The sequence below is a fragment of the Xanthomonas pisi DSM 18956 genome, assembly GCF_001010415.1.
Lineage (GTDB): Bacteria > Pseudomonadota > Gammaproteobacteria > Xanthomonadales > Xanthomonadaceae > Xanthomonas > Xanthomonas pisi.
On sequence record NZ_JPLE01000010.1, the window covers coordinates 72,884 to 86,710 of the forward strand.

The window sequence follows — 13,827 nt, forward strand, 5'->3', positions numbered from 1 at the left end:
TGATCTTATGGAGTCGAGCACCGATGGCTGACGTGAACTATTGCCTGATCTTGTCTGAGTTCCCTTGTCTGACTGGAGAGGTATGGGCGGCTTGGGCACAAGCATTGCTGTCTTCCGCGTCAATTGGCCTTGCGTACTTTGCCGGTGCAAAGGGGGAGGCCTTGCGGAGAAGGAAGGATCGCAACATGGCGATGAGTTACGGGTTCTTGGTGCGCCCTCACCTAGTGAGCATTTGGCAGAGCTTGGCTGAGGCAAGGTCACGGTACGTCACATCCCCAGGAGACGACGAGGCAGCTCTAAAGCTATTGACTGTGCCACCGGAGCTCAACGCACTGCTGGCAGATATGCATCACTTGGATGAAGCCGGACATGCTGTACACAGAGCACTGATGACACTCTATGATCTCCGAGAGGAGATTGTGGAAAACTCCTACTACGTGCGCTGTGGTGGCGAAATCTACGACAACGATGGCAACTTTGAGGGATTGCTCCAGGAGCCGGGTGACGTCGATGCATCTTTCCAAATAGCGATGACGGCGGTGGGCAACGCCCGAAAGCTGATAAGTAATCAACTGCGCGAGTAACGATCGCCACTGCAGGAGAGGACTCTGATCGCAGCGTCGCTTCGTCAATTCAGTGCGGGCCCCTCATAGGTAACAGCATTGGCGAAAGCAACTGCGACGCAATGCCAAAGGAAGTGTGACCAAATCTCATTCGATAGGCTTTATCAAACTATGAACTTGATTATCTACTCCCCTGATGTTCGGCTCAATGACGTTCTTGGGGATGTACTCCTCAGGCAGGGGGCAGACACCGCCACGTTGAGCGTGCATCGTCTGGCGGCCTATGGGCGAGTCACCCATGAAATCAAGAAGGAGGTCATGAAGCGGGTGACTAAGCAGGACATCAAAGCCGTAGGCTGCAATAACCCCGACATCGGCGTTGTATCGCACAACGATGACCGCATCATTCTCAAGCCGTCGCGGACGCGCGCCAAGGACATGAAGCGCCCAAGTCAGCACGTCACAGACGTGCGTGCCCGAGACATTTTTGGGCCTGGGTGGAGCAAGAAGCTGCCAGTGGCCTATGCAGATAAGCTCGATCAGGTGATCGAGCAATTGGAGATGACGCCGGGCGGTGGAAAGGCTCTTGATAATCCTGACACTGTAGTGATCATCGTTCGAACGGCGCAAGACGGTTGGAAGGCGCTCGTAGTCGACGCAGGTCAAGAACGGCTTGATGAGCGGCTTTTCTAAATTGAGCGGTGACGCGCTGGATTGAGGTAGGTAGGAGCTCGAGCGCGCTGCCATTCAGGTTATCAAAGGCATGAATAATGTTGCCTTGTAGGGCGAAAATCCGTGATTACATGGCGGCTCTTTGGCTGGCGGGGACACTACTCCTTTCCTCTCAAAGACCGCGGTAGGTTCGAATCAGGAACCTCTACATGCATATCGTCGATGCACGCTTACCGGCAACCTCCTCGCTATACCAATAATTGATCTAACTGCCCACATTATCGACCCGTCCTTCGATCAGCTGGATCGCCTTGATTGCTGATTCACCGAGCGCTTGGTCATCGCTCAAGCTGCGCAGAAGAGGCAGATCTCCAGCGACGCCGAGATTGCCAAGCACGTCAATGGAGAATCTAAGCACATCGAGCCTGTCATAGCCGAAATGACCATAATAGCCGATCTGGTCATCAGGCCGTTGTAGTGCATTCCTGCAAATACATAACATCTTGCCGGGAAACTTCTGCATGACCGATTCGCGGGCTGCGTTCTCGTATGACATTGCCTTGGTCACCAGGTACAGCGCTGACGCCGCTCCAAGCTGAGCCGGGTGCAGCAGGACTTCCATGGCCGCTGAGCAGGATTGGGTGAGACGATCGGCGTCAAGATCCGAGCGATGAGCCCAGTAGTGCAGATCGCCTAAAGCGATCAAGGCATCCTTGGCCGGGGACTCCACATCCCCTCGGTCGGCTGGCGGCGGAACTCCGAGCATTCCAAGCGCGACATGGGCCCACACAAACACCGAGATCGATTCTTGCGGCATGAAGCTGTTGAGTTCCGGTAGGGCTGTCCATCTCTCGATAGCGGGCGCAACCTTAGGATCCTGGTACTCGGTCAGCTCCTGAATCAAAGGAGAGACGAACAACCCCGCGTACCCGGCACCCCGGCAGGCCATCGTCAACAGGCGCTTGCGCTGGTCCTTGTTCAACTCCTGTATGACCTCGCAGTACGCCGACGAGAACGGGTGATCAAACTGGCAGGAGTACGCTGCCCAGGCCTTCGCATCCTGCACCGCGTCCATAGGGCCTGACAGAAGATTCTGCAGATCTTCCCTGACCCCGCCGACATGTTGGTCGACATCCTTATCCAGGGCACCCATGTGTTCGAGCGCTTCGACCACCATCCCGGACACCATCGGCCCCAAGGTGGGAAGCAAGGCTTCCAGAGCGTCGACAAGCTGCTGTTTCAACCCGTCATCACTCAGACGAAGGAAATACACAGAGTTCAGCAGTGCAAGCTGCAGATGATAGGGCTGATACCTCCACTGCTCGCCAAGCAACGGCAGGATATGCGGGATGATGTAGGCTCTGTCCTCCGCGAATCTGACTAGGGTCAGCAGAAGATACGTCTGGCCAGACGTGCGAGGCCGTTCCCACGCACCTTTAATGCGGTCCGCAACTTCACTCTTGCCGGCCCTGGATGGAAAATCAACGTGGCAGATGCGATTCACCAGCTGCGATATCCCTGCTCGCCCCGACATCACGTACGCATCGGCAAACAATGCGGTGCGGAGCCTGACCTTCTTTTCCTTTGCTTCCTCCCTCAGCTCATCGAATGCTTGGTTCAATGATCGATCCATCTCAGCGACGGCATGTAGGACGCGGTCCAGGTAGGTTCCGCGCCAAACACCGTTTGAAATTGTCGTCATAAGCGCGCGTTCTGAGGGACTCCAATCGCACAAGGTGTCTTCGCACACCCCGGCCCCGCCCCAGGTGCCATCCCATAGCGAATGCCGGACAGCCGCGGCTTCCGCCGTCAACTTCTTGAGCACCTGGTCGCACCGGGCCACGACCCAGTTGCGCGCCACCACTCCGCACTCGCCATCCGATGCGGCCCGCAGCAGGCCGGCATCCTCGATCCTCGCAAGCACGTTAGCCACGAAACGATCATCATCGTAAGCGCCCAGGATCAATGCACGGCTGTTTCCATACTTTGGGGCGACCAGCGCCAGCAACACCTTCTCGACATCATGGTCGCTCTGGCGAACAACGGACTCGGCCGCGAACGCCGAGAAGATCAGTTCATGGCGGAAGCTGACCCTGTCCGATTGCCTGACCACAAGGCCGGCGGCGACTATCCTGCCGAGTACGTCGCCATGGATACGCTCGGCAGCCGCCAGACGGTCGAAGTCCCTGATTGACAGGCTGAACGACATGCGATTGATCAGCTGCCCTGCAACTGCCGCCAGGAGTCGAATTCCGTCGGATGCGTCGTCGCCGAGCTTTTGCCGTGCATAGGCGTCGAACAAGGCAAAACGACTTGCCCCGTCAGCCAATGTTGCCCCGACTCGGCCGACCAGGTCCGCCTCGAGCCCACTCGACACTGAGTCCAGAAGATACGCCAATCGATACCCTGCCTGACCAGCCGTCGATTCTGCAATCGCCAGCTTCAACGCCTTGTCAGGCTCGCTGACGACGACACGACTGGCATTGATGAGATCCGATCGAACAATGTCGACCTGCGCGCTCACGATTAGCCGCATACCGTAGCGCCGGGCAGCCGCCGCCAGGCTCCTGGTGAGCGCCAGTTGCTCGGCTGCCGGACATTCGTTGTACCCGTCCAGGATCAACACCAGCAGTCGGCCGTTCGCCTGGGCCGCCGAGATCAGGCGAGCCGCCGACGGCGCACCGAGCAAGCCTGCCTCCCTCCCGATGCTCTCGCCCAGTGTTCCGGTGAAGTACTTTCCTTGAAGGAATATTGGGACGTGGCCACGCTCCAAGCAGTGGATGCCAATCTTTTGGGCGAGGAGGGTTTTCCCGCAGCCGGATGGCCCAAGAATGAGAAGGTCGTCATCATCCTGCGCAACACGGTCTGCCACGCCGATCGCATCGAGCTCTTCGGCGCCGAGCTCATAACGGTCACTCTTCAGCGACCCGACGGCTGGCGCATAGATAAGTAGGAACTGCGACCAGTAGGCCGTCAGCAGCGCCTCCTGTTCGAGCAGTCTGGCGTCGCACGCGGCGCCCGGCGTCTGCACTCGCTGAAGGCCCAGTTCTTGCGCAAAGGCGGCCCACTGCTGCCTGGAAAGCAGGAGCCCGGACCGCTTCGCGGTGACTTCCGCAAAAGCGCCAGCACTTATGATCGAGACCTTGAAGTCGGACGCAGGCACATCCGATCCCGTCGGCAACGCCGGGGCGAAGACAACACAGGCATCCGGATAGCCAGGCATTTCTCCGTGAGACGCGCAGAGCTGGTCCCTCAGCGCATTCTTTGCCTCCAATGCCTGGCAGTATGGGTTTCCGACACTCCGCCACACACCGCCCGAACCGTGCATCTGCCACTGCCCATTCTTCTGGCCACGGACACGGCGCGAGAAATGCTTCGCTTCGACAATCAGCGTCAATGAGTCCGTGGCGACCACGAAATCAATTTGGCGGCCGCCAACATGGATATTGGCGAAGATCGCCGACCATCCATCGGTACTCGCCAGATGTTCGACGAGTGCGGCCAACACGTTCCGCTCAGACGCGTGTTCTATGGCATTGCCGACATAGAGTTCGATCTTGGCGGTGCCCGTCATCTCTGTTTCATCCTAGCCGCGGCCAGCCGTTCGCCTGGCGAGATAGCGGCATAGCACACCGCTAATGCCCACCATCAACTCTGCCTCTTCGAACTCCGGCGGTTTCTCATCGTGCAGGTGACGACCGAAGTTGGATGTATAGCCCCAGGCCTTGTCGACGATCTTGTCGACCGGCTTGGAAAAAAGATCCGGATTGCGCCGAATCAGGTCCCCGAGGGTGTCCTCCTCGAACACCTCGGCACCACGCATTTCGAGCCGGCCGTCGACGAGTTGCCACCCGACTCCTGCGACCCGGAAGTAGCGGTTGACCTCATCGGCGAACGACACCGATGCCCCTGGGTGGCGGGAAGCGATCGCTTCGACGAAGTCGTAGACCTCAAACCACTCACATTCCGCCAGCAGGCCCCGAACCTCTTCGTCGATGTTCGGGAACTCCGACCAGTTTGCCTCGTCGGGCGCGCGGTAGCGGATTCCGCACAACACTTCACACAGAGCGCTCGGCCTAAATTCGTATCGATAGGCAATGGTGGTTAACGCGTCCCGCACTTCACTCGGAGCGTCCTGTCGGATGGTGATCTCTGCGTCGGGTCGAGAGAGCACATGCCTGGTCGAGAATGTCGTCATGCTGCGAGTCTCTTCTTTTCAGATTGCTTGCCTGGCGCGATTAAACGATTCTGCGTTGGACCTGCGGCAATCGGCGGCCACCGGCCTGGTCAGAGCTTCCCCCCGCCTCGTGACGGCAGAGGGAAGCCATGGGACGTGGGGTGTCGCCTGTCAGCTCAGCCTGACTTCTCGAGTCCAATTCTCGCCTTCTCCAGGTGCTTGAGCAGCGAGTTCAGCGGCGGGCAATCCGCATATCCTTGCCTGAGCAAGGCCTGCACCTCGCCGATGGTCCAGAGTTGCGCAGCGGCACCTTCGACAGGATCTATGTATTCGCCGTAGTACATGGCCTGAAACTGCTCTTGGCTCATGGCATCGCCGGGATACTCGGCCATTACCCAGTTGTCCAGTTCGGACCGCACGACACTGAGCGCGTCCTGCACGCGCTTGGGTAGCCTCGAGTTGCACAGACCATGTAGCAATGGCCCGACCTTCAGGTGCATTCCTATCGGCATCGCGACCGCCGGGCGCCACCGCGAGGCGGCACCGCCAACTGGCCTGCCGTAGGGAGTCGCACCACGACGTACCTCGCCCCGCCATGCGGGCATCGGACGCCGCCGCGGCTTGAGGCCCGCGGCCTCCCGCGCCGGGCTGAGGAAGGCCGTGCCGTAACGGTCCGATTCGCCGCTCCAATGTTGTGGTGACGCCTCTCCCGACAAGGTAGCCAATTTACGGGAGAGCTGCGCCAGGAGCGCGGCATCGGCGGAGACGAGATACGGGACCGAGTGCCCGGGAACGTAGAGTCCTTTCCACGCCGGCGCAACCACGGACACGTTTGAATCGCGCAGCCAGCGCCGCCGACGATCCAGCAGCTCCGGGCCGTGGTGATCGTAGGGTTCGTCCATGTAGAGCCACGAGCCGCTTGCCGGGTCGAACCACTCGCTCGGATGGTCGTGGCCCGGCATCTTCTGCAGATAGCGCAGCTTGCGATGCATAGCTTGGGTGGTCACCGGAACGAGTCCAGTAGCGACCATGAAGCGCAAGGCACTGGCGGCATCGTGCAGATATTGCTGGGCTGTTTCCTGACGCTCGACGTCGAGTTCCCGCTCGATATGGTCGTCGGCGTCGAGCCGGAAGCCGGCAAGTTGACGCACGGCGTTCAGCTGGTTCCTGCGGACAACCTGGGCCAAGGGCTTTGCCAGCTCGATTCGCAGGGTTTCGCGTCCCCCACGGCCGTTCTCACGCCAGTAGGCAGTGAGAAAAACGGGGTACAGGGTCGGATGAACACCATGTGCCAGTTGGCGTTGCGCATGGCGCAGGTTCTCAAAGCCAGCGATGCGAGCAGCTTCTTCGAGAGCTTGATTGTGGGGAATGGAGCGCTCGCGCTTGAGTGTTTTGGCGAGACGCTTGATGCCGTCCACGGAGGACGGAGGTACGGCGACGCTATGCATGACTTTGCTCCACGGTCCGTAAGCGCAGCGTCACCCGTAACCACCAGCTGAGGACCGAACAAGGTCATCGTAGGTTAATGTTTACTGGCAGTGCCGTTTCCAGCTTCGCTCAGACGGGTGTCATGCGCCTGCCAGGCGCGTGACAAAAAATAGCACGATCTCTGCCACGCCGCCACGCCGCCACGCCGCCACGCCGCCAGTCTCCTAACTTTTATGTAGGAATGGCGCACATGATGCTTACCCGAGAACAGGGCGCTAAAGATGTCCGCTTTGGGTCAAAAGCGGGCTGTAGCATCGCTGATCGCGTGCTCTGGAGCCGGCATGTTTGTTATTAGCCAATAAAATCAAGGGGCCTACAGAACTATCAGCGAGCTATAGAGAGAACTTCAAACTTCCACGCGGCTCGGAGTACGAGGGCATTTGCTACCAATTAGCGGGGCGCAAAAACAGATGCCTCGCGTGTGAGGCATCTGGTCGTCGGCGCTTGAGTGGAGGCTCTGACCTCCGTCTCCCAACCATGGTGGGTGAAGTGGCCTTGACGACGGAGAAATATTGTCATAACAAGACCGGCTGCACCATTAGCCGTGGACTCGTCGCGGCGTCAGAAAACACAGCAGAGATCTTTACAGCATTCAGCGACATTCCGAGAGTGACGCCTATCTTTTCGTGGGTTCTAGTCATAACGGCAGCAGCGCATCGCCCTGAGTCGGTGACCTAGCAATGTCAAACCGCCTCCCACTTTAGGCAAGCGGCAACCTATACCTCATCTAAGCTGACACCCCTCGAGGAAAACTAATCAGCCCTCGAGTCAGGCGTTGAATTGGTAAAAGTTCCGTATGGGAATCTGCCACCTAACCTTCTTTTGGGAACAGCAGCCTGGTGGAAGCAGCCACAGTCATGCCCAAAGCACGGGTAAGCAAAACAAACTCCAAGATATCCAGACGACGTGCGCCTGCTTCGATCGCCGACAGGCGTTGTTGTGGCCAGCTCAACCGCCGAGCAACTTCACCCTGTGAAAGCCCCAATCGCTCACGGCGTGCACGCAGCTGGTAGATCAGCTCACGGTATTGCCCGTCATAGATCGTCTTGGTTGCCATGGTCGCGATTGCTGAATGCGACCAGCAATCTATGCGCCATCCACTGATTACATGAAAATCATGTAGCCACCCCTCCCTTCACCTGATACGCTAAGAGCCGGATTCCACCGAGGTATGCGTGGCTCATGTCCAGACTCAACCGACTCTTTTAACTCCTCGCACCGCGCTGTTGCGCGCTTCCGAGCGTGTCGGATTGATGGGCACTGCTGCTTGGTGCGCCTTGCACCTCGCCACCCAACAGCCAAACCCAATCACCTCTCGCCCTTGCTTAACGGAGCAGTTGCTTCAGTTCCTAGAGCAGGCTGGCATCCTGATACGCTGCTCGTCTCCATCTGGTGCACCCCACCGGGCCGTCTACGAGCCTGTAGCCTGGCGCTACTGTGATATCCACCTACCAAGCACAGAAATCCAAGCCGCACTTGATGAGGCATTGCAACTTCGCTTGGCCGAGGACGATGGAATAATTCGCAATGCCCTATGGCGGTTGCTCGCTGATGGGGATAGCGAGGCCTATCTTGTTCGTCTCTTACAGCGCCATCGACTGGACAGCGGCGACATCCAGACGCTCATATTGGCGATCAGAGCAGAGTGGGCGCCATATTCTGTAGGTAGACGTCGCTACCTTGCGTGGCTGAGCGTGCGCCACGCTGCCGCCACGTTTTCCCAAGGGAACTTTGGTACAGACGCAGCATACGCTGACCTACAAACCCATCTACGACGCCGAGGACGTTGGCTCGCCGCCAGGCAATCCCAGCGAGGCCTTGCTGATGACGAGTACAGCTTCGTACCTAACACACATTGGCGCCGTCCAATACTGCTAGAACTTTTCCTGACAAGAATCGCCCCGATGGGAGAGAAATTTTGGACGCTGCCCCCTCCACAAACAAGCTAACAAGTAAGAAGTGACCGAGATCGCATCTTAAGCGCGGGCCTTGTTATGCAAATTGTTTCCCTGAAGATACCCATATGACGACACCCAAAGAAAGTACGCGCCATGTTTTTCAAGCCGGCACCTTCTTGGTTGAGCTCGCGCTCGATGAGTGTTCGCCTTCGGGCCGAATGGGAGTTTCGAACTGCCGCTGGCTTCTTGGCTGGCATCGCTGCCGAAGGACAAAAGGAAGGGTGACGCTTCTCACGGGCGTGGTACGTCACCTAGGATAGGGCGACGCGATCTCGATCGCGTCGCAGACTGGACCAACTACTATGAACGTGAGTGCCATGGAAGCAGAAGAGCCATTAAAAAAAGTAAGGAAGGGTCCGTTGATCATGTCCACGTTACACACGGGAAATGACATGGAGTTCAACGCCTGCGTCGGACGCAATACGGGCAGCTATGACAACTCCATTGGATATGCCGACGGATTCGAAAAAGCGGCTGAGATGCTGCTGTCGTCGCTTGGGGTCCGGAAGCCAGAGATCTCCCAGCAATCATGGGGACGCGAGCCTCTCGTGGACGTGCTGGTCTACCCCATCTGTTTCTGTGCCAGGCACCATGTCGAGCTGTCGATCAAACGCATGCTTCCCGTGGCGTGGCGGGCTTACATCACGAAGTTTCCAAAGAATCAGAAGAAGCTCGAGCCGCTTAAGCAACCGGACGTCCGGCACGACATCCTGCCGGTCTGGACTGACCTGGTAGCCATCACCAAAGCTGCCGACTACAGGTTCGAAGTTCTCTGTAGTGAGCTTCAGCCGTATATCGTTGATCTCAGCTACATCGACTCAACCGGTCAGGTGTTCCGCTATGACACTGATGCCAGGACCTCAACGCTCAACCTGAATGACACAAGTCATATCGATCTGACGCACTTTGCTAACGGCTATGCACAGATGTGCAGGATACTGATTGAACTTGAGAGTCTGCTGGCCAATGTAATCGGCGAGGTCCAGACTGGAACCTTTACAAGCAAGCTGATTAGGGGACAGCTGTTTGATATCGCTGATTCCCTCCCTGATCGCGGCGTGTGGGGAGAAGACGAGTTTGAAGCAGCCAAGCAGAAGATCATGGAACAGTACGATCTTTCGGGCACCGACTTCAAAAAGGCAACTCAGGTAATCAGCAACACCCGTTGCCTGTCTTTCAGGGTCGGTATAGCTATGCCCATTCCCCACCTGGCGGCGGGCGTCTTCGAGCGGCTCCAGCAGGTTAATCCAACGCGCAGGCAGGATGTGGAAACGCTAAGTGAGAATGAGCGCTCGGTGCTCTACGGGTTATACGAGACCGGCTCCGTCTATGCGTACCCAGAAGGGTTTGATTCCTATCTTGAGCCGCGACCTAGAGAGCGTGATGCAGCTCATTACTTTGACTTGGCTCGCGAAGAGAACTATCTGGCGCGGAAGTATGCGAGCAACCCCGACCGGGTGGAGCATGCGCTAAAACAGCTGGGTCAGTTAGAACTGCTGGTCGAGTTCCGGCGGGTCTACGAGAAGGAGCTCGAGCGTGTCCGTGCCGCCCGCGAGACGGCCGATATCATGGATGTTGATAAGATCGTCTTTCAATATGCGGGCAGCGACCCTACCGGTCCGCATCAGGAAGTCGCTTCGTGAGCCAGATGCGCGAGCATCTAGGATTTTGATCATTTTTGCCGCGCCCCGCGGCACCAACAGGAAGGTGAGAAATGGCAATCAAGCCTGGTCCGAAGAGAATTGCTAAATCCACCGGAAAGCCCGACCGCCGGCAGCACGACAATAAGAAAACGCCTGGCAACACCGATTCCCTCAAGCCTCATAAGCATAAGAAGGGCTCATAGACCTTTAGTTCTTCTTATCGTCGGCAGCGTCAAATCTTCTGATCGCGGTCATTGCGGCTGCGATCGGAAGAGCTCTGTGGGCTGGCGATGCTTAAGATGGGGGGACGTCGCTTCAGTAGTAAGGTTCTGATGTGCGAAGTATGGCGGCATGAGATCCAGTAGTTCACTGATCCAACTTCGTCAGGGATCACGTCCATACGTAAGGAATAGAGTTCACATGAGCATAATCTTCCAATGCCGCTGCACTGATGACAGATGCCGCCGGTGGCATTTGCCGCGAGATCATCAAGGCCATGGCGGCCGTGGGCGCGACCGTTGTCGCCACCGACCTGCGCGAGGGCGTTGAGATTGAAGGTGCCGCGGAGCACGTGAAACACGATGTCACGAGTAAGCCGATTGGCACGCCGTTGAAACACTGATTCGGGAGCGCTACGGCCATCTGGATGTACTGGTGGACAACGCGGGCTACTCCGTCGTAGAGCGCTTTGAGGATACGACGATCAGCATGTCCACAAGGTCAATGCCATCAATGTGGACGCGGCGATCATCGGGACGCAGGTGCTGCTTGAACTGCTGAATCTCGGCGAAAAGGCACGTCCGACGAAAGTCAATTATCAACATCTCCAGCTTTGGCGGGCTGCGCGGTGCACCCTTCAATGCCGCTTACCGCACAAGCAAGGCTGCAATCCGCATGCTCAGCAAGTGCATGGGGTGGAGTTTGCAGCATACGTCCCTCTTCGTGAGGTGTTGGGTGCCTCATCGTTGTCCGAGCTTCATTGCCAGCTCGCTCGCCGAGCTGCGCACAATGCGTTGGATGGCTCAATCAAGACGCCTGATCGAGTCTTTAAAGCTAACGGATACTGTGTCTCGATCAGCGTCGCGGTCCCAATCTCCGAGATCGTATTGCTTCGCAGTTCCATCGTGCATCAAGGAAGGTCTCTTACCAAGGAAGCTGCTGCCATTGAGGAGTATTTTTCAGCGTATACGCGCTTCTAGGAGAGTTAACCCTGATCTGTAAGGCTGAAGGACTGCCTTGCGTCGATGAGGGAAGATTGGGGGATCCACCCTCTCTAGACGGGATCGTTCTTCTGGTTCCCTGGCCTAGATGTAGTTCCGGTAAGCCAGGTCTACGCATTCCGCAACTATGGTTAGTTGGTTCTGTCTTTTCTTCGCTGCGCCAACTTCATATCATCATCGCTATATACTGACTTGGTGGGGGGGTGCGCCTGATGAACAGCATCAATTATCCCTGGACGGAAGCTTCGTTTTCAGATGCAAGTGAGTTTAATTTTGATATTGGTGATTCTGGGCTGCTCGCCAGCGAAGCTTCTGCGCATCGTTTAGGTGACCTACTTGTAGCGGAAGAGCAGCGTGCCGATGAGCAAGCCACCTCACCGCGAAGTCGGGTTCTTCGTATGGTGGCTTCAGCATTGCAGCTGCACCAAAGGCTTGATCTACCCAAGGCTCCGTACAGCGCAATGATGGAGTTCGATGGCCGGCGGACAGCTGTTGGTTCGGATTGGAGTGGGTGTGGCGCAGTGCTGGGGGAGTTGGGGAGACGTTCGCCCAATCCTGTGATCTGCGCTCGGCTTTTCGACCTTGCCTGGCTGGTCGAGCGGAGTCGTGTTGATGCTGGTAGAGCGGCCGTGCTCGCCTACATTCGTGTAGCAGATGGGATGCTTACCCGCGAGCTTAGGCATCGAGATTATGATTCAGATCATCGTCCCATTAGCGAGGTCACGAGGTCGCTTCGCAGAGGGCTCCAGATCTGCGACCTGCTGCGCCTACGCGAGGACGACTCCGATCTCATAGCGCTGAAGGCTTTCTGCTTGGCGTCTGCCGATCAGTTCGAGACTGAAGGCGACAGCCAGGGGCTGCTGGCCATGATGAATCTGGCCTTGGACTATGAGTTGGATCTGCCGGAGCGTTGTGCACCTCGTATGGAGTTCGCTGCACGCGGATTCACTTCTGGAGCAGACCCTCATTTTGTTTGCGATGCGCTTGTTGGTGCTGGTCGCGCTTGGCGCCGTGCGAAGGACAGTGCCAACTACGAACGATGCATGATTGAAGCAAGCTGCTGTATGGCAGAGCATGGAAAGGCACTAGGCGGAAATTTGAGTGGGTCACACTTCGTGCAGCAAGCCATTGACTTGCTGAGGGGTCTGTCTTCGCCTGACGCCAAAGCTTCCAAGCGCGAGCTGCGCATAGAGTTGATTCGGCTTCAGTCCGCTGCCGAGGATGAGTTCGGCACCTTCGAGTACTCGTATGATCTCAGCGAATTAGTCAAAGCTGTGAAAGATCGGACTCAGGGTCTTTCGATTGAGGAGGCTCTGTTCTTGCTTGCCGCTATTCACCGGCCCCGACCTACTTCGGTCATTGAGGAAGAGGCAATTGAAGGGATGCGCAAGCATCCGTTAGGTTCTTTGTTCGGTGTTCAGCAGCACGATTCCGATGGCCACGTTCGATTCCGCTCTCCGGGAACGGACACGCGGAACATTGATCCTGCCGCATTGGAGCATGCTATCGCGAGGCAGGAGGGGATCTACCGAGAGACTGTGGTGCGGGGCCGAATCGCTGTCGTTGTATATCAGTTGGCCAGCGAGCACTCAGTATCACTAGACGAGGTCTTCCCTCTCTGCCGAGAAAGCCCATTCGTTCCTCCTGATCTCACGGAGACCTTTTCTAAGGGAATTCTGGCATTTCTGCATGGCGATATGACGTCGGCCATGTTCATCCTGACTCCGCTGCTAGAGGCCTCGCTGATCTATGTCCTGAAAGGACATGACGTCGATGTTGTTAGTCACGATGAGAATTCTGGGACCCAGGAGGACATGAGCATTACGCAGTTGTACAAGAATCATCGCGGTGAGCTAGAGGCCATCTTCAGCGCGCCCGTGATTGATGACATCGAGCGAGTGTTCCTTACTCGATCCGGTCCGGGGCTTCGCCACGCCATCGCGCACGGAACGACAAGCGATGGCCAAGCCTACTCCGGCGATTCCATCTATGCTTGCTGGCTGATGTGGCATCTTTGCTTGGTCCCACTATTCAAAGACCACTTTGAAGCTCGCGGCAGCGGCTCTGAGCCGAATGCTACAGATTGAGGCCTTCATACCGAATGTC

10 protein-coding genes are annotated in these 13,827 nt (G+C 57.2%); 6 read left to right on the top strand and 4 right to left on the bottom strand.

All coding sequences use genetic code 11. The features are described from left to right. Positions 1-23 precede the first annotated feature (23 nt). A complete protein-coding gene (locus Y887_RS02200) occupies positions 24-584 on the top strand; it encodes a hypothetical protein (protein ID WP_046962796.1) in 561 nt (186 codons plus the stop codon). A gap of 150 nt (positions 585-734) precedes the next feature. Beyond that, a complete protein-coding gene (locus Y887_RS02205; RefSeq protein WP_046962797.1) occupies positions 735-1,256 on the top strand; it encodes a hypothetical protein in 522 nt (173 codons plus the stop codon). A gap of 244 nt (positions 1,257-1,500) precedes the next feature. Here Y887_RS02205 and Y887_RS02210 read toward each other — a convergent pair whose 3' ends face one another. From Y887_RS02210 to Y887_RS18500, 4 genes are all read right to left on the bottom strand, one after another. Continuing rightward, positions 1,501-4,809 carry an NERD domain-containing protein gene (locus Y887_RS02210; protein ID WP_046962798.1) on the bottom strand — a complete coding sequence of 1,103 codons (3,309 nt, stop codon included), beginning with the start codon at positions 4,807-4,809 and terminating at the stop codon, positions 1,501-1,503. 12 nt (positions 4,810-4,821) lie between these two features. Then, positions 4,822-5,433, bottom strand: a complete 612-nt coding sequence (locus Y887_RS02215) for an AbiJ-NTD4 domain-containing protein (RefSeq protein ID WP_046962799.1) — start codon at positions 5,431-5,433, stop codon at positions 4,822-4,824. Between the two features lie 155 nt (positions 5,434-5,588). Then, a complete protein-coding gene (locus Y887_RS20020; protein ID WP_046962800.1) occupies positions 5,589-6,860 on the bottom strand; it encodes a DUF5623 domain-containing protein in 1,272 nt (423 codons plus the stop codon). Positions 6,861-7,711: 851 nt separating this feature from the next. Then, a complete protein-coding gene (locus Y887_RS18500) occupies positions 7,712-7,957 on the bottom strand; it encodes a helix-turn-helix domain-containing protein (protein ID WP_181019389.1) in 246 nt (81 codons plus the stop codon). Between the two features lie 1,203 nt (positions 7,958-9,160). Here Y887_RS18500 and Y887_RS02225 point away from each other — a divergent pair. From Y887_RS02225 to Y887_RS18215, 4 genes are all read left to right on the top strand, one after another. Continuing rightward, positions 9,161-10,501 carry a hypothetical protein gene (locus Y887_RS02225; protein ID WP_046962801.1) on the top strand — a complete coding sequence of 447 codons (1,341 nt, stop codon included), beginning with the start codon at positions 9,161-9,163 and terminating at the stop codon, positions 10,499-10,501. A 451-nt stretch (positions 10,502-10,952) separates the two neighbouring features. Further along, positions 10,953-11,123, top strand: coding sequence for a hypothetical protein (locus Y887_RS21055; protein WP_211256966.1), 171 nt, complete (start codon positions 10,953-10,955; stop codon positions 11,121-11,123). A gap of 218 nt (positions 11,124-11,341) precedes the next feature. Then, positions 11,342-11,722 (top strand): hypothetical protein, encoded by a 381-nt coding sequence (locus Y887_RS21060; RefSeq protein ID WP_425476736.1) that lies wholly within the window; start codon positions 11,342-11,344, stop codon positions 11,720-11,722. Between the two features lie 211 nt (positions 11,723-11,933). Continuing rightward, complete coding sequence (locus Y887_RS18215) at positions 11,934-13,808, top strand: DUF7380 domain-containing protein (RefSeq protein ID WP_146093362.1); 1,875 nt, start codon at positions 11,934-11,936, stop codon at positions 13,806-13,808. The last annotated feature ends 19 nt before the right edge of the window (positions 13,809-13,827 follow it).

What these genes read in the sequence shown, in the direction of transcription:
- Y887_RS02205 (WP_046962797.1), top strand. Translation starts at nt 735, where the DNA reads ATGAACTTGATTATCTACTCCCCTGATGTTCGGCTCAATGACGTTCTT.
- Y887_RS18500 (WP_181019389.1), bottom strand. Translation starts at nt 7,957, where the DNA reads ATGGCAACCAAGACGATCTATGACGGGCAATACCGTGAGCTGATCTAC.
- Y887_RS21055 (WP_211256966.1), top strand. Translation starts at nt 10,953, where the DNA reads ATGACAGATGCCGCCGGTGGCATTTGCCGCGAGATCATCAAGGCCATG.
- Y887_RS02225 (WP_046962801.1), top strand. Translation starts at nt 9,161, where the DNA reads ATGAACGTGAGTGCCATGGAAGCAGAAGAGCCATTAAAAAAAGTAAGG.
- Y887_RS20020 (WP_046962800.1), bottom strand. Translation starts at nt 6,860, where the DNA reads ATGCATAGCGTCGCCGTACCTCCGTCCTCCGTGGACGGCATCAAGCGT.
- Y887_RS18215 (WP_146093362.1), top strand. Translation starts at nt 11,934, where the DNA reads ATGAACAGCATCAATTATCCCTGGACGGAAGCTTCGTTTTCAGATGCA.
- Y887_RS02210 (WP_046962798.1), bottom strand. Translation starts at nt 4,809, where the DNA reads ATGACGGGCACCGCCAAGATCGAACTCTATGTCGGCAATGCCATAGAA.
- Y887_RS02200 (WP_046962796.1), top strand. Translation starts at nt 24, where the DNA reads ATGGCTGACGTGAACTATTGCCTGATCTTGTCTGAGTTCCCTTGTCTG.
- Y887_RS02215 (WP_046962799.1), bottom strand. Translation starts at nt 5,433, where the DNA reads ATGACGACATTCTCGACCAGGCATGTGCTCTCTCGACCCGACGCAGAG.